Annotated in this window: 26 protein-coding genes, 1 tRNA gene and 2 pseudogenes; 12 read left to right on the forward strand and 17 right to left on the reverse strand. The window is 36.5% G+C overall.

Annotation, left to right across the window (positions count from 1 at the left end; translation table 11 throughout):
* Window positions 1-263: 263 nt before the first annotated feature.
* The gene (locus OD757_RS05935) at window positions 264-1,031 is read right to left on the reverse strand and encodes a class I SAM-dependent methyltransferase (RefSeq protein WP_263031197.1); all 768 of its coding nucleotides are present in this window, start codon (window positions 1,029-1,031) and stop codon (window positions 264-266) included.
* Window positions 1,032-1,394: 363 nt separating this feature from the next.
* On the opposite strand from OD757_RS05935, the gene OD757_RS05940 reads away from it, so the two are divergent.
* Together OD757_RS05940 and OD757_RS05945 are read left to right on the forward strand one after the other, a co-directional pair.
* Window positions 1,395-1,880, forward strand: a complete 486-nt coding sequence (locus OD757_RS05940) for an Lrp/AsnC family transcriptional regulator (protein WP_034677787.1) — start codon at window positions 1,395-1,397, stop codon at window positions 1,878-1,880.
* Between the two features lie 178 nt (window positions 1,881-2,058).
* Window positions 2,059-2,175, forward strand: a complete 117-nt coding sequence (locus OD757_RS05945) for a hypothetical protein (RefSeq protein ID WP_009389033.1) — start codon at window positions 2,059-2,061, stop codon at window positions 2,173-2,175.
* 15 nt (window positions 2,176-2,190) lie between these two features.
* Here the strand turns inward: OD757_RS05945 and OD757_RS05950 are convergent, their stop codons facing one another.
* The 4 genes from OD757_RS05950 to OD757_RS05965 form a co-directional block, all read right to left on the reverse strand.
* Complete coding sequence (locus OD757_RS05950; RefSeq protein ID WP_009388777.1) at window positions 2,191-3,000, reverse strand: pyrroline-5-carboxylate reductase family protein; 810 nt, start codon at window positions 2,998-3,000, stop codon at window positions 2,191-2,193.
* Between the two features lie 420 nt (window positions 3,001-3,420).
* A complete protein-coding gene (locus OD757_RS05955; protein WP_009389075.1) occupies window positions 3,421-3,645 on the reverse strand; it encodes a hypothetical protein in 225 nt (74 codons plus the stop codon).
* Window positions 3,646-3,861: 216 nt separating this feature from the next.
* Entirely contained in the window at window positions 3,862-4,077 is a 216-nt protein-coding gene (locus OD757_RS05960) for a cold-shock protein (RefSeq protein ID WP_009389031.1), read from the reverse strand.
* A 334-nt stretch (window positions 4,078-4,411) separates the two neighbouring features.
* Window positions 4,412-5,344, reverse strand: a complete 933-nt coding sequence (locus tag OD757_RS05965; protein WP_009389088.1) for a lipid A biosynthesis (KDO)2-(lauroyl)-lipid IVA acyltransferase — start codon at window positions 5,342-5,344, stop codon at window positions 4,412-4,414.
* Between the two features lie 238 nt (window positions 5,345-5,582).
* Between OD757_RS05965 and OD757_RS05970 the strand changes: the two genes are divergently transcribed.
* Window positions 5,583-6,200: a LysE family translocator gene (locus OD757_RS05970; protein WP_263031198.1), complete on the forward strand. Its 618-nt coding sequence runs from the start codon at window positions 5,583-5,585 to the stop codon at window positions 6,198-6,200.
* Between the two features lie 78 nt (window positions 6,201-6,278).
* Here the strand turns inward: OD757_RS05970 and OD757_RS05975 are convergent, their stop codons facing one another.
* The 3 genes from OD757_RS05975 to OD757_RS05985 all read right to left on the reverse strand — a co-directional run bounded on the left by OD757_RS05975 (window position 6,279) and on the right by OD757_RS05985 (window position 7,710).
* Window positions 6,279-6,824, reverse strand: coding sequence for a glycoside hydrolase family 108 protein (locus tag OD757_RS05975; protein ID WP_263031199.1), 546 nt, complete (start codon window positions 6,822-6,824; stop codon window positions 6,279-6,281).
* A gap of 32 nt (window positions 6,825-6,856) precedes the next feature.
* Window positions 6,857-7,246 (reverse strand): hypothetical protein, encoded by a 390-nt coding sequence (locus OD757_RS05980; protein ID WP_204389650.1) that lies wholly within the window; start codon window positions 7,244-7,246, stop codon window positions 6,857-6,859.
* Window positions 7,247-7,455: 209 nt separating this feature from the next.
* Window positions 7,456-7,710: a hypothetical protein gene (locus tag OD757_RS05985; RefSeq protein ID WP_009388970.1), complete on the reverse strand. Its 255-nt coding sequence runs from the start codon at window positions 7,708-7,710 to the stop codon at window positions 7,456-7,458.
* A 673-nt stretch (window positions 7,711-8,383) separates the two neighbouring features.
* On the opposite strand from OD757_RS05985, the gene OD757_RS05990 reads away from it, so the two are divergent.
* Complete coding sequence (locus tag OD757_RS05990) at window positions 8,384-9,055, forward strand: XRE family transcriptional regulator (RefSeq protein ID WP_002119885.1); 672 nt, start codon at window positions 8,384-8,386, stop codon at window positions 9,053-9,055.
* 151 nt (window positions 9,056-9,206) lie between these two features.
* On the opposite strand, the gene OD757_RS05995 is transcribed toward OD757_RS05990, so the two are convergent.
* On the reverse strand, window positions 9,207-9,440 hold the full coding sequence (locus OD757_RS05995; protein WP_009388781.1) for a hypothetical protein: 234 nt from the start codon (window positions 9,438-9,440) through the stop codon (window positions 9,207-9,209).
* Between the two features lie 173 nt (window positions 9,441-9,613).
* A tRNA-Met gene (locus OD757_RS06000) sits at window positions 9,614-9,690 on the reverse strand.
* 255 nt (window positions 9,691-9,945) lie between these two features.
* On the opposite strand from OD757_RS06000, the gene xseA reads away from it, so the two are divergent.
* Window positions 9,946-11,211: an exodeoxyribonuclease VII large subunit gene (gene xseA / locus OD757_RS06005; RefSeq protein ID WP_263031200.1), complete on the forward strand. Its 1,266-nt coding sequence runs from the start codon at window positions 9,946-9,948 to the stop codon at window positions 11,209-11,211.
* Window positions 11,201-11,395 carry an exodeoxyribonuclease VII small subunit gene (xseB, locus tag OD757_RS06010; protein ID WP_003652614.1) on the forward strand — a complete coding sequence of 65 codons (195 nt, stop codon included), beginning with the start codon at window positions 11,201-11,203 and terminating at the stop codon, window positions 11,393-11,395. Before xseA ends, xseB begins: the two co-directional genes overlap by 11 nt.
* Window positions 11,396-11,655: 260 nt before the next feature.
* Here the strand turns inward: xseB and OD757_RS06015 are convergent, their stop codons facing one another.
* Window positions 11,656-11,874: a hypothetical protein gene (locus tag OD757_RS06015; protein WP_009388992.1), complete on the reverse strand. Its 219-nt coding sequence runs from the start codon at window positions 11,872-11,874 to the stop codon at window positions 11,656-11,658.
* A gap of 49 nt (window positions 11,875-11,923) precedes the next feature.
* Window positions 11,924-12,054: pseudogene (locus OD757_RS06020) on the reverse strand (LysE family translocator); the annotation flags it as partial.
* 417 nt (window positions 12,055-12,471) lie between these two features.
* Between OD757_RS06020 and OD757_RS06025 the strand changes: the two are divergent.
* Complete coding sequence (locus tag OD757_RS06025) at window positions 12,472-12,801, forward strand: hypothetical protein (RefSeq protein ID WP_009389040.1); 330 nt, start codon at window positions 12,472-12,474, stop codon at window positions 12,799-12,801.
* Window positions 12,802-13,276: 475 nt separating this feature from the next.
* Window positions 13,277-13,633, forward strand: a complete 357-nt coding sequence (locus OD757_RS06030; RefSeq protein ID WP_263031201.1) for a four-helix bundle copper-binding protein — start codon at window positions 13,277-13,279, stop codon at window positions 13,631-13,633.
* A 638-nt stretch (window positions 13,634-14,271) separates the two neighbouring features.
* Here the strand turns inward: OD757_RS06030 and OD757_RS06035 are convergent.
* The 3 genes from OD757_RS06035 to OD757_RS06045 all read right to left on the reverse strand — a co-directional run bounded on the left by OD757_RS06035 (window position 14,272) and on the right by OD757_RS06045 (window position 17,656).
* Window positions 14,272-14,679, reverse strand: coding sequence for a GFA family protein (locus tag OD757_RS06035; protein WP_263031202.1), 408 nt, complete (start codon window positions 14,677-14,679; stop codon window positions 14,272-14,274).
* 28 nt (window positions 14,680-14,707) lie between these two features.
* The gene (gene cueR / locus OD757_RS06040) at window positions 14,708-15,109 is read right to left on the reverse strand and encodes a Cu(I)-responsive transcriptional regulator (RefSeq protein ID WP_009388821.1); all 402 of its coding nucleotides are present in this window, start codon (window positions 15,107-15,109) and stop codon (window positions 14,708-14,710) included.
* Between the two features lie 75 nt (window positions 15,110-15,184).
* The gene (locus OD757_RS06045) at window positions 15,185-17,656 is read right to left on the reverse strand and encodes a heavy metal translocating P-type ATPase (protein WP_263031203.1); all 2,472 of its coding nucleotides are present in this window, start codon (window positions 17,654-17,656) and stop codon (window positions 15,185-15,187) included.
* 166 nt (window positions 17,657-17,822) lie between these two features.
* On the opposite strand from OD757_RS06045, the gene OD757_RS06050 reads away from it, so the two are divergent.
* Window positions 17,823-18,023: a heavy-metal-associated domain-containing protein gene (locus OD757_RS06050; protein WP_077162564.1), complete on the forward strand. Its 201-nt coding sequence runs from the start codon at window positions 17,823-17,825 to the stop codon at window positions 18,021-18,023.
* A 51-nt stretch (window positions 18,024-18,074) separates the two neighbouring features.
* Here the strand turns inward: OD757_RS06050 and OD757_RS06055 are convergent, their stop codons facing one another.
* Together OD757_RS06055 and OD757_RS06060 are read right to left on the reverse strand one after the other, a co-directional pair.
* A complete protein-coding gene (locus tag OD757_RS06055; RefSeq protein WP_004702719.1) occupies window positions 18,075-19,034 on the reverse strand; it encodes a LysR family transcriptional regulator in 960 nt (319 codons plus the stop codon).
* Window positions 19,035-19,078: 44 nt separating this feature from the next.
* Complete coding sequence (locus tag OD757_RS06060; RefSeq protein WP_081400032.1) at window positions 19,079-19,189, reverse strand: hypothetical protein; 111 nt, start codon at window positions 19,187-19,189, stop codon at window positions 19,079-19,081.
* Window positions 19,190-19,312: 123 nt separating this feature from the next.
* Here OD757_RS06060 and benA point away from each other — a divergent pair, with 123 nt between their 5' ends.
* The 3 genes and pseudogenes from benA (at window position 19,313) to benC (ending at window position 22,280) form a co-directional block, all read left to right on the forward strand.
* The gene (gene benA, locus OD757_RS06065; RefSeq protein ID WP_263031204.1) at window positions 19,313-20,695 is read left to right on the forward strand and encodes a benzoate 1,2-dioxygenase large subunit; all 1,383 of its coding nucleotides are present in this window, start codon (window positions 19,313-19,315) and stop codon (window positions 20,693-20,695) included.
* A pseudogene (gene benB / locus OD757_RS06070) lies at window positions 20,692-21,211 on the forward strand (benzoate 1,2-dioxygenase small subunit). Before benA ends, benB begins: the two are co-directional and overlap by 4 nt.
* Before the next feature lie 52 nt (window positions 21,212-21,263).
* Entirely contained in the window at window positions 21,264-22,280 is a 1,017-nt protein-coding gene (gene benC, locus OD757_RS06075) for a benzoate 1,2-dioxygenase electron transfer component BenC (protein WP_263031205.1), read from the forward strand.
* The last annotated feature ends 5 nt before the right edge of the window (window positions 22,281-22,285 follow it).

Here is a 22,285-nt window from a genome sequence, read left to right on the forward strand (position 1 = left end):
TAAAAGTATTAGTGATAATATTGCGGGCGTATTTAATAATAATTATTTATAAGTGTCTATTAATAATAGAAAAATGGGGTAAATCCCCTTATCTTTTGAATAATTAATCACCTTAATAAAATTGGGTGATTAATTTTTATCAAAAAATAATATTAAATTTTTTTTATAGCGATCTTTAATATAATCCAAGTTATTCGAGAAAAGAGTTCTAGCAATATTTAATTGATTTTTAAACTACTAAAACCCTTACTCATTTCAGCGCTTTAAAACCCTAATTTCTTAAAGACAAAATAACCCACATGGCTTTCAAAGCTACCGTCATTTTGAATTTTGAAATATTTCTTAACGAGGTCAGATGAACCTTCCTGCAAATAACGTAAAGTTTTGATTTGATCTTCGGGGGTTTTCATACGCTTTACCCAACTGTCAAAGTCTAACGAGAGCGTTTGTTTGTCTAAGCCCACTAAATCAAAACCTGCATCTTCGATAAAATAGACCCACTCTTTGACACTATAGTTTCGTACATGACTTGGGTCTCGAATAGTCTCGATGGTCTGTAAAAACGTATCTAATATCGGCGAGCTAGAGCTAATAATGTCTACAAAAATAACAATGCCATCAGGCTTAAGCACGCGGTTTACTTCTTTCATGGCAGACGGAACATGCTGCCAGTGATGAGCAGAATATCGACTAATCACGACATCAAACTGCTGGTCACTAAAAGGCATATCTTCAGCAATGCCCTGCTGCACAAAGATATTTTTTAATTTACGTTGGCTAGCAGTTTTAGAGACTGTGTCTAACATTTCATGAGATAAATCGTAAGCAAATACCAAATCAGCATGTGGAGCAACGTTATAAGAAACATGACCACCACCACAGCCTAAATCCAGAACGACAGCCTTTTCAATTTTCTGAATTTCATTAATAAATTTATTAAATTCAATTCCTTCAGAATGAGCTTGGCTGTTCAAATAGTCGAGAGACTTATTTTGATATTGTTTTTGATTTATATCGTGTTGGGTGATCATAACATTGCTTCCTTTTAGGCAATGGAATCACCATAAAGGAAAAATTAGATAAAAAATAATGATTAGTTTTTCTTCAATTAATAAATAAAAGTTATTATTTAATTTTTTTTATACATGATGCCAATTCATAAAAATAGATTTAAACATTATAAGAAATCCGCAAAGAGCACTGTTTAGTCACCCTTACTGAAACAGTGCTCTTTGCTCCATCACAACCCTTATCCAGAAAGGCCCGATGCATAGAAATAGTGTATGTACCTTTAGCGCAAAATGTTTCCTGTATTTTTTAATATTTTTAAATGTTCGCAGCATAAAAATAAAGTATATTTAGATTTATCAGAAGATTCTTCTTTGGTTTATATTTTGAACAGAACAGAATACACACTAGACCGTATAGATCGGAAAATTTTATCTGCCTTACGCGGTAATGGACGTTTAACCGTTGCTCAATTAGCAGAAGAAGTCGGCCTTTCATCTTCTCCCTGCTGGACACGACTAAAACGCTTAGAAACTTTAAAAATTATTGAAGGCTATACGGTAAACGTAAATCCCAAAGCGATTGGTATTCACGAGGTATTTTTTATCGAAATTACTCTAGAACGCCACGATGATGAAATGCTGGAAAATTTCAGCGAAGCATTAGCAGATATACCGGAAGTGGTAGAAGCCCATTTGGTTACAGGTGACTATGATTATTTAGTTAAAGTAGCCGTAAAGGATGCAGAGCATTACGAGCGTTTCTTACGAAAAAAACTTTACTCAATTAAAGGCATCAGGCACACACGCTCAACCTTTGCCCTGCGCCCTCTTAAGTCTGCCAATACAGCAGATTTAATGTTAATTGAATAAATGCATTAAATAGTTAAAGACAATTGCTTAATTTATTGATTTTAAAATTTTTATTAGCATAGAAGCTAAAAAATATAACAGATTTAAACTCTGTTATATTTTTTTTAAAAAATTCTGTATCTATGATTACAGCCTCTGCTTCTCCATAATAAAATTAATCTGAATTGGAGGCATCGCCATGAACATTCTGAAGAAAAAAAATAAGGCCAGTTTTGTATTCTTTATTATTACACTCTACTCTTTTATAGGGTTTGGTTTAGGCTTTATTATTTGGGAATACCTTTTAAAGACCTAATTTGCCAAAGAAGGCTTAACCCACCTCAGAAATAATTTCTGACGTAATTTCTTTGCTACGATGATATGCGGCCTTCATTGCTAAACGTATATCATCAGATACATTTCCTAATTCAAACATTCGTAAAGCCGATTCGGTAATCCCATTCGCCAAAGTCACTTTCCCACATAAATCTGCCGGAGGGACATTAGTTTTACGAATCATTTCAACTGCACCCGTAGCTGCTTGAAGAGCGAGATCTAAGGCAAATTGTTTGTCGAGACCTAATGAAACACCCGTCTTAATCATGCTATCTAAAATATAAAAAAAGTAAGCTGGCCCAGAACCAGATAAGGCAATAATTGCATCAGTCTGGGTTTCCGAAGCTGCCCAGAAAGTCTGCCCCGTTGCAGAGTACAACATTTCAATGATGTCTTTATCAAGCTGGTCCATTTGCTCAGAAGCAATAAGGACATGCGTGCCCGTATAAGTAAGTACTGGAGGATTTGAAATTACACGAACAACTTTCTTTGAGCCGGTTATCGCTGTCAGTTTTGCAATATCAATTCCCGCCATCATAGAAATAATGACTTTAGATGCTAAATACTTTTTAAAAGGCGCAAGCGTTTCTTTTAAGTTATTAGGCTCCAATAATAAGATTACAATATCCGCTTTTTTTAAACCGTTTTCCTTTTGCTTCAATATATTTGTATCACTAATTTTTTTATCTTCAATAAGATGTATCTTTTCTTTTTTGAACCCTTGTAAAACCAGGCCTCCTATTAAGGCTAACGCCAGATTACTACTACCAATAAAACAAATATTAGGTTGTACTGCATTTAACATTTAAAATGTTTTCCTTTCTTAAAGCAGACTAGAACAATAAATATTATCTATAATTTAATTATGAACATTGAAATGATGAATAACTATTTTGAATAAGGAACCCACTTAAACACATAATATTTAAGTGGGTTTTGTTTTATTTGCGCAATAAATAAAACAACTTTAGCGTAAATCTAATGTATTACTATATTTAGTACATTCCATATAAAAATTGTCACAAGTATGTAATTAGTATTATAAAATTGTACAGCACTCAAAATAGTGAACCCTATGTGCTAAGTGGCTAATTTTTTTAAACAAGAGGCATTAAAGATATTACTTTTTTATAAAATATCTACTCATACTGCTCAAGACTGTTAAAAAGACTACGGCCTAGAAAAATTTAGAAATAATATAAGCTAATCACTATATCTAAAGTTTTTAATTAGTCTCTTTTTTCGTATTTAGGATTCGCTCTGCCTTTCTTGTTGCTTGATCTAAATCAATATCATCACAAACCCAGAAAGTAAAAATTTTTCCAAATAAATGAAAGTGTTGTTTGATATATTCAGAACTATGATCAGAATAATGATCTTCCACTTTAAAATAATTTTTATCGTTTTCTACTTTTTGTCCGTCAAAAATACCGCCAATACAAATATCCATTTTAATACCAAAAACTTAGTGAGTCATATTATAGCATATAAATTAAAAAGTAATTTTAATAGATTGTTTTTTATACAACCCTTTCATTTCAAACATATTTAAAATTAAATCTTATAAAAAACCCACAAAAATATAGTGGGCTTTTTCAACTTTGCTAAAATGCCATACTTTTTAAATATAGTTTATTTAAATAATATATTTATGCATTTTATTGAGTTACGAATTTTGAAGAATCACAATATTTGAAGCTTGCGGGCCTTTTTTACCCTGTACTATAGTAAACTCAACACGTTGACCTTCCAATAGAACTTTAAAACCTTGTGTTTGAATATCAGTAAAATGAGCAAAAATATCTTTACCTTCATCAGTCACAATAAAACCAAAACCTTTAGTTTCATTGAACCATTTTACTGTACCAGTAGTAGTAGACATATGTTAATCCTAACTCTTAAAATATTATAACTTATTATTGGTGAAACCAATTTAACTAAAAAATAGACGTCAGAATTTAAATATCTGAAAAAACCGAAGGATTATAAATAAAACCACTCAAATAGAAATTTATTATGACAAGAATATTTTGTTAGTTATTCTCGATAATACACGCTTCAGAAGCATTTGCAATCGATATTCAAAATAATTCAAGCAAGAGAAGTTTTATCTGTCTAGAATTCCCTGTTTCATATTGATTTTATTAAGATTTCTTTCAATTAAAAATCAAATTTAGTTTCATTTTAATTGAAAGAATTAACTTTACTATGCCCCATTAATAAAACTTCTGTTCACCAGCGGGACGTGTCTTAAAGCGTCGATGGAACCACATATATTGTGTAGGAGCGATACGAATTTGATTCTCAATAATTTTATTGACTCTTTCAGCATCACTCACTTCGCACCCACTCGGAAAATTCTCTAATTTAGGTTCTACGAGCACATGATATTGAGGATTTCTGATATCACCACTTCTGTAAAAGTACAAAGGTACTGCTGCTGCTTTTGATATATCCATCAGTCGGCGGTGAGCGGTCACAGTAGCTGCCTGTATTCCGAAAAATGAGGCCATTACACCTTGCTTTAAGCCAAAGTCCTGATCTGGGCTATACCATATTGCATGACCATGTTTAAGGTTTTGAATAAGTCCACGCATGTTGTCTCGAGCAATCTGGTTTTTATAGACTCTTGCACGGCTACGATGAATCAGAAAATCTAAAAAGGGATTGTTTTGAGGGCGGTAAACCACGTCCATATTAAAAAATAAGGTACAAGCGGCTCCACCTGCATCTAAAAGCGTACTATGAGTACCTAATAGAAGTACGCCATTTTCCTGATTATTAGTTAAGTTCTCTAATCCATCTATGTGAACACGGCTTTTAAACCAGTTTGGGCTGTACCAAGCATTTAAAGCTTCAAACACGCCTGTTAATGTATCAACAAAAACCTGTTTGGCTTTCACTTCAATTTGCATAGGTGTTTTTTCAGGAAAACATGCTTCTAAATTACGTAGGGTTGTTTTTCTTCTTGAAGCTAAAGATTTCCACGCTATTTTTGAAAGAAGATCGGCGAGACGCCATTGAATAGCCCAAGGTAACATCGCAAATAACATTAAAATAAAAGCTAAGAACCATAGACCCCAATATTTAAACGATAAAAAGGAAAATTGAAATTCGCCAGATTTAAACTGCCGTTCTTTTATCGTCATATTGTATATTTCTTGAGGTATAGACCTAGCATATTAACATGCCAAATCGTTGGGCTTGTATGTTTATGTTGCTTTCATTTTTATACTTATATAGTCCTCACCTATTTAGAAAGAGCATATCTTAAATATTTAATCTATTTAATTCTTAAATATACATAACTGTCTGTATACATAAATTATTTTCTCATTTAAAGTAATCCCACAATTTTGCCTCAATTGATAAATAGGATGTATCAGCGTGAGCGGTCTTTTAGTTTTTATAACAATTGCATTTCTTACCCTATTAAGCCCCGGCCCAGGTGTTTTATTTACTGTCACAAATTCAATCAACTATGGTGTTAAAACTGCTTTATTCGGCATTAGCGGCTTAATTATTGGTATGTTTGTAATTGCTGTAATTTCCGCAAGTGGTGTAGGTCTTATTATTACGAGTAACCCTACTATTTTTACGGTTTTAAAATTTATTGGTGCATTTTATTTAATGTATCTAGGATATAAAAACTTCAGTAAAAAAACGCCATCGCAAGATTTAATCACTGATCAGCAAAGCGATAAAAATGTAAGTAAATCGAAATTATTTTATCAGGGCCTCCTCGCATCGTTGCTTAACCCTAAAACAATTGTATTTTTTATTGCTCTTTTTCCTCAATTTATTGATATAAAGAAAGAAATTTTAAATCAGTTTTTAGTTCTATCTTTAACCTTTTGTTTTATTGGTTTCTTAATTCATTTGGTCTATGCAAATTTCTCTTCAATTTTTAAAGAAAAGATGTTGGCTGGAAATAATTTTTCTATCCTCAATAAAATTAGTGGCGCTATTTTCTTTCTACTGGCAATTTTACTCATTGCACAATAAATCAATACGTTAAGAATTATGCTTTAAAAGCCTCAACTCATGGTTAGGCTTTTAAAGCATTTTGTCTAATTACAATTTTTACAACGCTACCCTGTTTAAAATCCAACCATAAAAGAAGTCTTCATAACTTGGGTTCTTCTCTGTAATTTCGATATAGTGCTGCCCTTGCATAATATTTAAAACGCGTACCAATACCTTTTCTCCGTCTTTATGGCGTTTGTTCAAATATGTCGTAAGCGCTTGAAAAGTGTTAGGTCCATACTGACCATCTAAAGCAAGATTTGACCAGCCTTCTTTTCCCTCCTTATTCAACAGATTTAAAGCACGTTGTAACAAGGGTTTTGCAAAATTGACTCCACAATTTATGGCCGTATCAAATAACTCTTCTGCAATCGCAGGACTGATCTCATTAATCTGGTCAAATTGGGGTTCAAACCAATATTGTTTTTTATAAATAGATTTGGCCACTGCTAATGGTAAATCTTGCATATTACCTTGATAGCCTTGGGTTCGAGCTACCGCTTCTGTAATGCCAAATTTGGTGGCACGTCCATGGTCTGAGGGATGATTAATATATCCACCTTCTCTGTTTATGATTGCGTCTAGGTACTGATCGATATTCATTTTATTTTACTCATATGATTGAAACTGTTTTTTTAACTATTTTGCAGATCATCTTTCGCTTTTTTTAAGTCTTTCATGACTTCTACAATCGTTTTACCTTCTTGTTTATTAATGAAGTTAAATATCCATCTCACAATGGCCCAACCAGGCAAACCGCAAATGAAGAAGAATCCACAAAGTGTGATCATTCCCCAAATATCCAATACCCATTCATGTAAATTCCACTTCATGATAATAAATGAGCCACCTGTTAAGCTTGAGACCACTGTACATATCAGCCCAACAATCCATTCTTGCGGTGAGCGAGGAAAACGCATCATCAGCACAACTGCGACAACTAAGCTGACTGCTAAAGCCACCATAATTGCAATGCTATAAAAATTTAAAAATGTGGCTAATCCACTCGTTACAATTGTTTTCATCATCTTGTCCTGCTTTAAAGGGTGAAACTTGAAAATCAATCACTCTGTCCAGCTTGTTGTTTTTCAGGTTTTATCAATACCCTTAGTTTTCTTTATTACAGTCAATAAAAAACACTAACGCTTTAAAGCGGCGCTAAATTGCAAGACGAACTTATCCTTGACCCCATATTTCAGGGGCCCAAAAAGGAATGTTTGTATGCTAAAGCAGGTTAGTGTGCACTGTTTAAAGCTTGTTCAATCAACTCAATCACGGTGATTGCACCTATCGCTTTTTGCATAGAGACTTGATCATCGAATTCGAATGCTTCATCTTCAAGCTCACTTGCAATTTGCTTTGCTTCTTCAAGTGCCCTTTTTATTTTTTGTACCTTATGTTTATTTATATCTTTTGCAATTGTTGGGACATACCCTCCACGTTTTGCATTTTTAAGTTGTTTAGCTCTGTTCTGCATTGCTGTAGTCATTCACTATCTCCAACTCAACTTACTTGTTTAATAAGGTATCTTTATCGTTTGTTATTCTTGAAGTTTTCATACACCATGTAAGCAATATAGCTAAGCTATGGCTACAGATATGTGTTTGAAACGTTTCATAAAGTACAACAAACCTAAACAACCAAACTGTATGCAGTTAAAGCATTAATTTAGAAATAAATATTTCCTTTTCTGAAATTGTAAAAAAGTATGAAAATCCGTAGGGTTAAGCTTTTTTTTAAACTTTGTTTTTTGACCAAAAAGTTCAAATAAGGCTTTGCCGTATATCGGAAACTTTTGTTACGACTCACAATCTTTGTTAAATTCTTCATGTTCTTGATACCCTTTATCGACGAACATTAAGCCTGATCCACGGAATCGGGCTTTTTTTATTCCAATTTTTGTTTTGATAGCCTATCTACAAATTATAATTGAGCTATCTCCCTTTTATTTTGCCTCCTGTAGAAACAAAATAAATTTAGCTTTCATCTCAACATGTTGATAAGCCTATAAATAGAGATTCAGTCACTATTTAAACTTTATCTATTCATCTGAAGATATAACTGATATTATAACTATAGTTATTATTAGTCAATAACTATAGTTGTTTTACTCGATATAACTTTAGTTATATATTTGTTATAAGTTTGCTGGTGTGACCATTATGGCTCTTAAAGACCGTTTAAAAGACTCTAGAATTAAAGCCAAAAAAACTCAGGCTGAAGTAGCAGAAGCAGTAAAGATGTCTCAGCCTGCCTATCAGGCTTTAGAGTCTGGGAAAAATTTGAAATCTGCGTTTCTTCCATTAATTGCCCAATTTTTAGGTGTGGATGGGTACTGGTTAACCACTGGAAATACAGAAGACTCTTTTAGAGAAAGTGATGTATTTAGCCCAACTGTTGTGAGTGCAGAATCTACCGATCAATATGTCTGGATTGAAGTTGTAGAAGCTAATTTTTCTTGTGGTACGGGCGAATCTATCGAGTTTCACTTCGATGCAATTAATGGCAAAATCCCTTTTCCTGCCTCATTTTTTAAAGAAAAACGAGTTGCTCAAGAGTGCATGCGTATTATCAAAGCTAAAGGCGATAGCATGACTGACTATATTAAAGATGGAGATTTAGTCGGTATTGATATCTCTCAGACTGAAGTGATCGATGGCGAGATTTATGCAGTTTACTTTGCAGGTGAAGGAATGATTAAGCAAATTTTTAAAGAAGCTGATGGCTCTTTAATTTTGCATAGTTTAAATGAGAAATTTAGAGATCGACGTGTAACCGAAGAAAATGGAAAGAACTTTAAAGTTATGGGCCGTCAATTCTGGCGAGCGGGTTAATTAAGTTATAAATATAATTAAAAGAATAATTTTATTGATTTAATAAATTTCGTTTTTTTATAACTTTAATTGTTTATAACCCCTATAGATATAAAAAAACCTATCTCCTTTAAAAGAGATAGGTTTTTAGCTTTAAAACTAAACATTTTTATCAACAATACGTAGTTAAACGATAAAGCTGATTAAATCCAGCATAAAAGCTTTTACCATCTTGGTTTAACTCAATTTCTTCACCAGACTGAAGTTGAATTTTTTTACCAACTTCGACCCAACGATATCCATCGAGAGAATTTTGCTTACGCACATGAGGAACAATCCTCACATTAATCTCATTGCCATTTACGGCTGTGGCAATTAACCACTCATTTACTATATTCACAATCATTCACTCATCACTGAGCTCATGTGATTTGACGGTATTTAATTAGAACGCTAGATTTAAGGTATGGACAGTCAGTCTAGAATTTAATATTTAGCTTTATATTGGGTTATTTATAAGCTAATGCTTTTCATAATTTTCGCATTATGAAAAGTGGTACATCACAGAGCATAATATTTTGGTTGCGGGGGTCGGATTTGAACCAACGACCTTCGGGTTATGAGCCCGACGAGCTACCAGACTGCTCCACCCCGCAATTGGAAGTAAGCTTTATACGCCCATATATTTCATAAAGCAAACCCTTTTTTTTAATCTGTTGTAATTCATCAGTTTTATCTTTTTTTAATTAATTTTATATTTTGAATTAACCAGAGATGCACACGCTAACTTTAAAATTAATCTTTTGAATTGTTGTATTTATTTTAAACAGAACCCTAAATTCATAGACAGCAATTGCCTTGGGTGGGTTGCTTTTATACTATCTAGTTTAGCCCTCTAATTTTTATTTCGTATGTCTGAACCTCAGTTTTCCCTTAGTGAATATCTCGGCACAGTTCAGGAAGTCATACGCCTGGCCTTTGATGAGCCAGTTTGGGTAAAAGCAGAGATTCGAAATTTAAATATTAAAGGCGGTCATTACTATTTAGAACTTGCAGAAAAAGATGCGGATACTGATAAAGTCATTGCAAGTTGTAAGGCCACCATCTGGAAATTTTCAGCAAGTAAAATTGTTCTAAAGTTTGAGCGTGAAACTGGTATCGAGATTTCAAGTGACCTGAATGTTCTCATGAAAATTCGAGCTCGTTTCGACCCTCAATATGGTTTTTCAGTCAATATTGAAGAAATTGACTCAAGTTTTACCTTAGGCGAAATTGCTAAACGGTATCAGCAAATTATTGAACGACTCACACAAGAAGGTTTAATTCATAAGAATAAACTTATCCCTACTCCTTTTGATATTCAAAATGTTTTAGTCATTGCGCCTCAAAATGCTGCGGGCTTAGGTGACTTTAAAAAAGATGCTGATGCACTAGAAAGAAATGGGGTTTGCCACTTTGTGTATCACACAGCTACTTTTCAAGGAAATACTGCTGCAACTAGCCTTATAGAATCTTTAGGTACAGGTTTAAGGCAATGGGCCAGCACATTTACATTTCCACCTGACCTCATTGTGATTATTCGGGGTGGCGGATCGGTGAATGATTTAGCGTATTTGAATGATTATGAACTTGCAGCTCTGCTCTGCAAACGCAGTGTTCCGGTTTGGGTCGGCATTGGCCACGAAAAAGACCGAACAATTCTTGATGAAATTGCCCATCGTTCATTCGACACCCCAAGTAAAGTGATTGCTGGTATTCGTAATCATATTGTAGAACGTATACAAGAAGCGGTAGATAGCCTGCAAACCATTAAGCTTCTTTCTCAGCATCAAATCACGACCTATCAAAGCAAGAATGATCAGCTCCTTCATCACATTAAGTCTTCAGCACAAGGACAACTTAATTCAGCACATCATCTGCTTGACCAGATGAAAGAACGTATACAGTTTAGTTCACAACAACAAGTTAAATTTTCATTAGCTCAAATCGAATCTTTAATGAAAGAAATCCTTTTACAAAATCCGAAACAGGTTCAAGCCAAAGGCTATGCCATTGTTAGATCAGAAGGAAAAGCAATTCGCTCTATACATCAAATTTCAAGCCCTTCCATTGCGATTGAAATGCAAGATGGAGTGATTGAAGCCAACATTACACAGGTAATTCCAAATGAAAAATAAAGAGTTAACGTTTAAGGACGGTCATGATATTTTGAAAAAAAATGCCGAATTATTAGAGTCTCAAGAAAGCCCAGATATTGATAATTTAATGAAGATTGTTGAAGAATCGATTACTGCTTATAAAGCTTGTAAGTCACGCATAGAAGCAGTTCAGCAAGCTTTAGATGAAACGTTTAAAGAATAAAATAGAAAAAGCCCATTCCTACTTCTCATTGAAGGAATGGGCGTAGTGAAAACCACTTAGTCCTGAAATACAAAAGTGTGGATTAGGTCACACTTTTGCAAAAATATAGTCACACATGAAGCTCAGATGTTCAATATTTTAATTGTGTCTATTCGGTTAGTTTGGCTTAATTTTCAGCACTTCTTAACTAAAAGTTCTTTGATTAAGATCATACTAAATACACATTCTACTTTTGGTTATTTTCAAACATGCTTTAAAAGCTATTCCTCACTGAATGCTCCTACCAATTGATAAATTTTGCCGTTTTTAGGATTTTCATATAGCAAATCCATATTGGGTAAAATAATATCTTCATCAATTTCAATATGTTCAACGCTTTTATGAAGTTCAAGAGCGTGGTCATTCATAGGCCGAACTTTTGCCAAAGCAATTGTTTCTTGGTTAAACTGATCCTTAATAATTACTTTTAATCTTTTCATAAAAAATCTCCTGAAAATTAAAATTTTTAATATAAATATTGGTTTAAGTTTAAAATAAGCTAATCGCTGAATAGCCGATTGGCATAGCAAAAAAGTTAAAATAAATGCATCCGTACGTTTTAAATTACACTGGTTTAACCAAGCTACTTTGTTTGAAATGACTACAGTTCCAAAAGCAATTTAATTGTGCTAGACGAAATATGTCAAAAAGGAGCATCTATTGTCGATAAAATGGTTGTAACAAGAAGTATTGAAATTAATTTTTTTAATTTAAAAACAAACAACTAACTTAAACTGACCATAAATTCACTTACGATTTCAATAATTTTAACTATGTATAATCAATCACAGAAATACAAAATAATGAGCTATTTCTTCTAGCTCATACTAAATGAACTTACCGATTTTTCACTCAAAAAATTAGCTGTTATTTTTGATTCATATCACTTAGTAAATAGCAGCCTTTTTCACTTGAAATTTGCAAAATGATCAATATATAAACAACTAGAAATCGTGATTTTACTGAATATGATGTCTCACTCCCCATCAATTCATTGATTGTCGCTTTCATCAAATAAATTAAATGATGGAGGATGCATGATGAATGCGTATGTTCGCCCTCATCCCGATGGTTTTAAATCTTATTTAGGCAAAAATCAGAAAACGGGCCTTTATATTGTGCGGCTTGGTTGGACGATTTATGAAACGAATGGTAATGGTACTGTCCTGTACATTGTCAAAAATGAAGAGAAGATTCCATTGGATGTAGATCAGTTTAAAATTGATCGTCCCAAAATTTATGCTGCTCTTCTTAACGAAGTTCAGTTTCAACGTAAAAAACAGCTGGCGATTGATCTCCAGCAATCAAATATTCCCTCTTATGATCGTAAAGCCTACAAAAAACGGCGTGGTTTTATAGACTCTTAAAACGTATCTTTTATAGTAGCCATATAGAAAAAGCACCCTCGGGTGCTTTTTCTTTTAACGACCAGTTGTAATTAATACGAACATACTCAGTATTAATGTGCTTAATGATCGTTTGCAATGGATGTGGACTTCATGCTCAGCTCCGTGAGCGTATTGATTAACGTTTTCCATTTCGTGTCCTTCAAAGTTCACATTGCTAATTTGCCTAATATTCACGCAATAAGAAATTAGCCAAAAGTATTATATGCAATTTAATTTTACATAATCCTTAAATTTTATGAAGGCTACTCATCATCAATAAATAAGCGCTTTTAAGCTAAAAACTGGATGTAACATTCTACTACGAGGTTAATTATATATTAGCGATTTGTAGCCCTTTCATCTCAAACAGCCATTGCTTAAAAATGATCTTCTAAAATAGAAAAATATAACGATATTCCATTTTTTAATAACAGTCTTCGACAGGAGAACTCTTATGGAAACTCAACAAGAAACAAACTCTGCTTTATTTTGTCATACCTCTACCTCAATTCAAGCCTGTATTGAATGTATGATTGCCTGTAAAACCTGTGCAGCAGCATGTTTACAAGAAGAACATGTTCATATGATGCGAGAATGTATTAAGCATTGCATGACTTGCGTAGAGACATGTCAACTATGTACGTCTCTAGAGTTGAGAAATTCTGAACTGGCTGAGGCAGCAATGCAATTGTGCGCCAATGCGTGTCAACTTTGTGCAGCCGAATGCAGCAAACATGATCATGAACACTGCCAGATTTGTGCAAAAGCATGTCTAGCGTGTGCTCAAGCCTGTCAGGCCTACCGTGCATGATTGATTTTTACTCTCATAAAGCCTACGCAATCTTTAGATCGTAGGCTGATTAAAATTTATTAAATAACAGTTAATTAAATATTTTTTTATTTAAATTAAGTTAATAATTACTTTTTTATAGGCATAAAAAAAACCCGCATCTTGGGGAAGAATGCAGGCTCTTAGATCTCCCACAACGACCATGAGTTCATTATTAAACTTGAACTTTAAACCGTTAACTAAATGTACCTATAAATAACTTAAATTGCAATACAGAAAAGTCTGTATATTTAAAATATTTTATTATTTCTACATAGTTTTATTTGCTAAACAAGACACAGTAAAAATTGGCACAATAAAAAAACATTATTTATAGAGTGATTAGTTCATAAATAGCTTTTTACAGGCATTAAAAAAGCCCGTTTCACGGGCTTTTCTGCAACGGTGAGCAATCTAAGATTTGTGTCTATCCATCTCTTACATGCTCTTTGCTAGCTATATATAAGGTCTTATCGTATCTTTTGCCCTGTCCCAAGTTTCCCTGTGGATCGAGGAGATATTACGATTACCTTAAGTACATTTATAGCATATTATTTATTCATGGCTAGTCTTGTTCACGTTTTTTTACAAATGAATAAAATACGATCAAACCTTAATATTTAAGGATTTTCTACACCATTTAGATATTGGTGAGCACTATCGCAAATTGGATACCACTTCACTTTTGAACTGACAAAAGCATGAGAGCTAACAGGGGTAGATGTTTCTTCATTAATGAGCCCTACCCTTAAACGCACCACGTCAGGTTTATCTAGACGCTCACTCCAGACAGGTGAACCACAAGTTTTACAGAACACCCTCTTTTTATTTGCAGAAGCAAAGTAAGCCTGTAATAAGTTTTCACCCTGTAAAATGTTTAAATCACTTTTTTGTACTTGCGTAATGGCAGCAAAAGCAGCACCTTGGGCTTTTTGGCACTGCGTGCAATGACAAACCATGATGGGCGCCAATTCGGCATCAATTTGAAGTTGAATACCATTACAAAGACAAGAAGCTGTATAAGCCATGATTTTTCCTTTTTTATTTTAATGAGATTTAGCTTACACCTACACCTTTTTCAATATGATCTAAAATGGCACAAGAAGCTTGTTGATCGCCACAGCAATCATCAGCAGAAGCCTGCAAAATAGAGACCATTTCTTGTAAATGTGCAATTTTTTGGTTGAGCTCGGTAATATGCTTTATGGTTAAGGCTTTCACTTCTGCACTATGTCGATCTGTATTTTTCCAAAGCGAAATCAGCTCTTTCATTTGTTCGGATGAAAAACCTAACTCTCTGGCATGCTTTAAAAAGTTCAAAGTTTTAAGGTCTGTTTCTGAGTAAATACGATAACCCGAAGCAGAGCGCTGAGCGGCTTCAAGTAAACCGATTTCTTCATAGTAGCGAATCATTTTCGCTGATATGCCTGAATGTTTGGATGCCTGACCGATATTCATCTCACACCTCAAATATTAAATTTGGTTTAAGACCTGCTGTCATAATCTTAAACCAAAAGATGATTTTCAGCACGCTTACTGTACTGGCGCATGAAAACGTTTTAAGCGTAATGCATTACCTAAAACAAAGACCGAAGAAAGTGCCATCGCCCCTGCTGCAAACATCGGTGAAAGTAACACACCAAATGCTGGATATAGGGCACCTGCTGCGATTGGAATCAGGGCAATGTTATAGACAAATGCCCAGAACAGGTTTTGACGTATGTTTTGCATGGTGGCTTTACTTAACGCAATTGCGTTCGGTACGCCTTTTAAACTACCTGACATCAACACAACATCGGCTGCTTCAATGGCAACATCTGTTCCTGTACCAATAGCTAAGCCAACATCTGCTTGTGCCAAGGCTGGTGCATCATTAATGCCATCACCGACAAAAGCCAAGCGGCCGTATTGTTTTTGCAGTTGGCGAACTGTGTCCACTTTACCTTCAGGTAGAACCTCGGCCACAACTTCATCAATATTGAGTTTTTTCGCAATAGCATGTGCAGTATGTCGGTTGTCTCCTGTAATCATGGCAACTTTTAGACCTAACTGATGTAAAGCCTCAATCGCAGCATAAGTTGTTTCTTTAATTGGGTCTGCAACAGCAATAACCGCAGCAAGTTTTTGATCGACGGCGACATAAAGCGGTGTTTTGCCCTCTTCGCCCAATTGAGCAGCAATTGCTTGGAATGAACTGGTATCTAAACCAAGTTGATGCATATAACGGTCTGCGCCAATTTGTACTCTTTGGCCTGATACTTCTGCCTCAATACCAGAACCTGTAATCGAGTTAAATCCTGTTACGGGTAATAATTTTAGTCCTTCGCTTTCTGCTGCTTGAACAATCGCGAGGGCAATTGGGTGTTCAGACTTGGCTTCGACTGAGGCAACTAAAGTCAGCACTTGTTCACGCTCAAAACCTGATTGCACATTAAAGTCTGTCAGTGTCGGTTTACCCTCGGTCAGTGTGCCCGTTTTATCAACGGCAACGACCTGTGCTTCTTGTAAAAGCTGCAAAGCTTCACCTTTACGGAACAAGACACCTAACTCAGCACCACGTCCAGTACCGACCATAATAGAAGTTGGCGTTGCAAGCCCCATTGCACAAGGACACGCAATAATCAGTACTGCAACAGCATTCACTAAACCAAAAGTCAGCGCAGGCTCTGGCCCAAAAATAAACCAAACCAAGAAAGTAATTGCAGCAATTAGCATGACAGCCGGTACAAACCACATGGTGACTTTATCAACCAAGCCCTGAATAGGTAGCTTAGAACCTTGGGCTTGTTCAACCATACGAATAATTTGTGAAAGTACAGACGAAGAACCAACCGCGGTTGCCCGAATGTTTAGAGTACCGTTCTGATTGACCGTACCACCGACGACCTGATGCCCTATTATTTTTTCAACAGGAACAGGTTCACCCGTAATCATAGATTCATCAATGTAGCTGTGTCCTTCGACTACTTCACCATCGACTGGCACACGCTCACCCGGGCGAATTTCTACAATAGTTCCACTGACCACTTCGGCAACAGCAACTTCCACCATTTGACCGTCACGCTGAATGCGGGCCGTTTTGGGCTGCATTCCAACTAAATGTTGAATGGCTTGTGAAGTACGACCTTTAGCTTTTGCTTCAAAATATCGCCCAAGCAAAATTAAACTGACAATAACGGCAGCCGCTTCAAAGTAAACATTAACCGTGCCTTGTGGTAATACCTGTGGCATAAAGGTTGCTACAACTGAAAAACTGTAGGCAGCCAATGTTCCAACAGCAACCAGCGAGTTCATATCTGGTGCTAAACGCCATAAGGCCGGAATCCCTTTTTGGTAAAAACGGCGACCAGGAAAAACGAGAACTAATGTGGTCAAAACAAACTGTAAAAGCCAGCTATTGTATTGACCAATGGTGTGCATGACCCACATGTGAAAAGCTGGAATTAGATGAGAACCCATTTCCAAAATAAACACAGGTAAGGCCAATACAATGGAAATGATTAAATCTTTTTTAAGCTGATCTAACTCTGACGCTTTTTTATCGAGCTGCTCATCTTGATTTTTTTCAGAGGCTTTCGCGTCGTAACCTGCTTTTTTAACAGCATGAATTAAGTCTTCAACATTGACTGAAGCACCTGCTTGAACCCAAGCCTGCTCTGTTGCCAAATTGACAGTCGCTTCTTGAACGCCGTCTACTTTTTTAAGGGCTTTTTCAACCCGTGCGACACAAGATGCACAGGTCATGCCCTCAATAGACAACTCTACTGGTGCGGCTTTTGGAACATCATAACCTGCTCGTTCAACTGCTTTAACCAGTGCTTCACGCTGGATTGGTTGATTTGAATAAACAACGGCTTTTTCTGTTGCCAAATTAACGTTAGCAATCTCTACATTTTCAACTTTCTTAAGTGCTTTTTCGACACGACCTACGCAGGAGGCACAAGTCATGCCTTCGATTGGAAGTGTTTCACTATATGCTGGCAATTTTGTGTTTTTTGAGTCCATCAAACACCTCTGCAAATTTGCAAAATTTAATATTCTGTATTGAGCATACAGATTCCCATCATGGGAAGGTCAAGCATATTTTTTTAAAAAATTAGTATTGACCTTACAATCATGACAAGGTTTAGACTCAGTGTTATCCAAACAAACATCTCATTCTTGATGGAGTATGAACATGAAACTACTTATTGAAAATATGACTTGTGGCGGCTGTGCACGTGGTGTGACAGCAACGATTCAAGATATCGATCCAAATGCAAAAGTAGATGTAGATTTAGCGACTAAAATCGTAACTGTTGAAAGCAGTGAAAGCGTCGATAAAATTACTGAAGCACTTGAAGAAGATGGTTTCCCAGCTCAAGTGCAATAAAATATCAATATCTTGCATAGCTTCAGCTTTTGAGGCTATGCCCTGCTTTATTTAAAAATCGATACCGTCTGAATCATCTATCGGATTCTGATCGAGCGTGAAAACGGTGCGTTTATATGGAATACCTTCAAGATCATAAACCTGATAAATACAATCAAACAAAAGCTGTAAGTCTTCACTTCGGTCCATTGCCCGTGCAGTAATAAAAATAGGACTGACTGCGCCATTATCTAAAATCGGAATGTAATTTAAATGAGGAAAGCGAATGGTATCGGCACTGGCAGGAATAATACACAGACCTTCACCCGCTGCCACCAAGCCCAAAGCCAGTTGGATTTCCCGTATCTCATGCATATTTTTTGGAACCAAACTGTGCTCGGCAAAAATATTTAAAAGCTGGGTCGAAAAATTAGGTTTCGGCGAAGTGGGATACATAAACATCTTTTCATCAATGAGATCAGCCAGATATACCCCTTCCGTACGCTGAGCAATCGGATGACTCGTATGCGCAGCAACTACTAAGCGTTCTTTACGTAGCAAAATACGTCTCACCGCAGGATCACTAATTCTTAAACGTCCAAACCCAACATCAATGCGTCCTTCTTTTAATGCCTGTAGTTGCTCGGTTGTACTTAACTCCATCAATTGAATATTCAAATGAGGTTGCTGTTGCCGAAATAAATAAATGATTCGCGGCAGTAAACCATAGAGTAAAGACCCGACAAAACCAATCGTCACACTACGTTCAATGAGACCAATACGTTTGGTCATACTTTTTATTTCTTCAGCATTCGACAAAAGTTTAAGAGCATGCTGATAAAAGAAATGTCCGGCTGGAGTTGTCTGTAAAGGACGGCTTCCGCGCTCAAACAGTTGAATTCCAAGCTCACTTTCCAAATTTTGGATCTGCCGACTCAAAGGTGGTTGAGCAATAAATAGTTTTTCCGCGGCTTTTGTAAAGCTCTGCTCTTCAACAACAGCCACAAAATACCGTAAATGTCTTAGTTCCATAAGGCTTCCATACCTTTAAGATATAAAAAAATGCAAATTCAGTCTTAGACACAGTTTAACCATTCTTTTAAGGTATATACAAGCAACAAACCGATGAAGTGATGAATTGCTTTGTGAAAAGCCTTCTTGCCAATCTTCCAGTGATTCATCTTCATCAATTCACGGTTAAATACCCATCGCGCTCATGCGCACATTGACAATATTAGGATATCAAGACCTTGTAGATCGTAGCTAAGGCCTTGGTGACTTCCACACTTTTGGAAAGTCGGAGAACGGACATGCCACGTATTCCTGTAATCAATACTAGCCATCTTGACCGTATTGATGAATTACTTGTAGATAATATCGATACAGGTGAATTTAAACTTCATCGCTCAGTGTTTACTGACGAAGCCCTATTTGACCTCGAAATGAAATATATCTTCGAAGGTAATTGGGTTTACTTAGCACACGAAAGCCAAATTCCAAATAATAATGACTACTACACCACTTACGTTGGTCGTCAGCCGGTCATTATTGCCCGCAACCGTAACGGTGAACTCAATGCCATGATTAATGCGTGTTCACACCGCGGAGCACAACTTTGCCGTCACAAGCGTGGTAACAAAGCGACATATACTTGCCCTTTCCACGGCTGGACGTTTAACAACTCAGGAAAACTTTTAAAAGTTAAAGATCCAAGCGAAGCTGGTTACTCGGACTGCTTTAACCAAGAAGGCTCACATGACCTTAAAAAAGTGGCTCGTTTTGAGAGCTACAAAGGTTTTTTATTTGGTAGCTTAAATCCTGATGTTCCTTCTCTTGAAGAGTTTTTGGGTGAAACCACCAAAATCATCGACATGATTGTTGACCAGTCTGAACATGGTTTAGAAGTTTTACGTGGTTCATCAACCTATACCTACGAAGGCAACTGGAAACTCACTGCTGAAAATGGCGCCGATGGTTATCACGTTTCTGCTGTGCACTGGAACTACGCAGCGACAACTCAACACCGTAAAGAAACTCAAGCTGCCGACAACATCCGTGCGATGAGTGCAGGTTCTTGGGGTAAACAAGGCGGTGGCTCGTATGGCTTTGAAAATGGTCATATGTTGCTTTGGACACAATGGGCAAACCCAGAAGACCGTCCGAACTTCCCGAAAGCAGACGAATACACCGAAAAATATGGTGAAGCGATGTCGAAATGGATGATTGAGCGTTCACGTAACTTGTGTCTCTATCCAAACGTTTATTTGATGGATCAGTTCGGTTCACAAATTCGTGTACTTCGCCCACTTTCGGTCAATAGAACCGAAGTCACCATTTACTGTATCGCGCCTAAAGGGGAAGCACCCGAAGCTCGCGCACGTCGTATCCGTCAATATGAAGATTTCTTTAATGCCTCAGGTATGGCAACACCAGACGATTTAGAAGAATTTCGTGCTTGTCAGGCAGGCTATGCAGGTATCGCACTTGAATGGAATGACATGTGCCGCGGTTCAAAACACTGGATTTATGGACCAGACGATGCAGCAAATGAAATTGGTTTAAAGCCAATGTTAAGTGGGATTAAAACTGAAGATGAAGGTCTTTATCTTGCCCAACATCAATATTGGTTACACACCATGAAACACGCGATTGCATCAGAGAAAGAAATTGCTGATCAGGGAGAAACAGCATGAGCACTCAAGACAAAGCAACTTTAGAAAATATTGCTCAGTTTCTCTATCGTGAAGCTCGTTTTTTAGATGATGAACAATGGGATGACTGGATTGAATGCTATGCACCGGAAGCCTCTTTCTGGATGCCAGCTTGGGACGACGACGATAGATTAACTGAAGATCCGCAATCTGAAATTTCACTTATTTATTATCCAGATCGTCAAGGTTTAGAAGATCGTGTGTTCCGTATTAAAACCGAGCGCTCATCTGCAACCATGCCGGACACGCGCACAAGCCACAATATTGCCAACGTTGAAGTTCTAGATCGCGACGGCGACAAAGTCACTGTTCGCTTTAACTGGAATACCTTAAGTTTCCGTTACAAGACAAATTACAGCTATTTCGGTATGTCACGTTATGTGATCGATTTTTCAGGTGATCAACCAAAAATCTTGAGCAAGTATGTCGTTTTGAAAAATGACTACATCAATCAAGTGATTGATATCTACCACCTTTAAGACATACCCCCTCAGTTAAACGGACTGTTGGCTGAGGGTAAAAGTTTCAAATATTTTGTAGGATACATGCCATGTCAAACCACAATATTGCACTTCAATTTGAAGATGGTGTTACACGTTTCATTAACGTAGCTCAAGGCGAAACCCTATCTGACGCAGCCTATCGCCAAAAAATTAATATTCCTTTGGATTGCCGTGATGGTGCATGTGGAACTTGCCGCGCATTTTGCGAGACCGGTAGTTATGACATGCCAGAAGAAACCTATATTGAAGATGCATTAACTCCTGAAGAAGCTGAGCAAGGCTATATTCTTGCTTGCCAATGTCGCCCAACTTCCGATGCTGTATTTCAGATTCAAGCTTCGTCAGATGTTTGCAAAACAGCAATTCATAGCTTCCAAGGCACATTAGCCCGCGTTGAAAACTTATCAGATTCAACCATCACATTTGATATTCAACTTGATGAAGGCCAACCGGATATTCATTTCCTTGCAGGTCAATATGTGAATGTTGCAATTCCTGAAACTGGCGAAACCCGTTCATATTCATTTAGCTCAAAGCCAGGCAACCGCTTGACTGGCTTTGTAGTACGTAACGTACCGAACGGCAAGATGAGTGAATTCTTAAGCAAGAATGCTAAAGCCGGTGACAAAATGACGTTTACCGGTCCATTCGGTAGCTTCTATTTACGTAATGTAGCGCGTCCAGTGCTAATGCTGGCAGGCGGTACAGGCATTGCCCCATTTATGTCTATGTTACAAGTGCTTGAAGAAAAAGGTTCAGAACAACCTGTTCGTTTAGTCTTTGGTGTAACAAATGACTTTGATTTGGTTGCTCTAGAAAAACTTAATGAGTTGCAGGCGAAATTTCCATGGTTTGAATATCGAACTGTGGTCGCAAACCCAGAGAGCACCCATGAACGCAAAGGCTACGTCACGGGTCATATTGAAAGTGAATGGTTAAACGGTGGCGACGTCGATGTTTATCTATGTGGACCAGTACCAATGGTGGAAGCTGTACGTGGCTGGTTAGAAACTGAAAATATCAAACCTGCTAATTTCTTGTTTGAAAAATTCTCTGCAAACTAATTCAA

This window comes from Acinetobacter sp. AYS6 (assembly GCF_025630795.1).
Lineage (GTDB): Bacteria > Pseudomonadota > Gammaproteobacteria > Pseudomonadales > Moraxellaceae > Acinetobacter.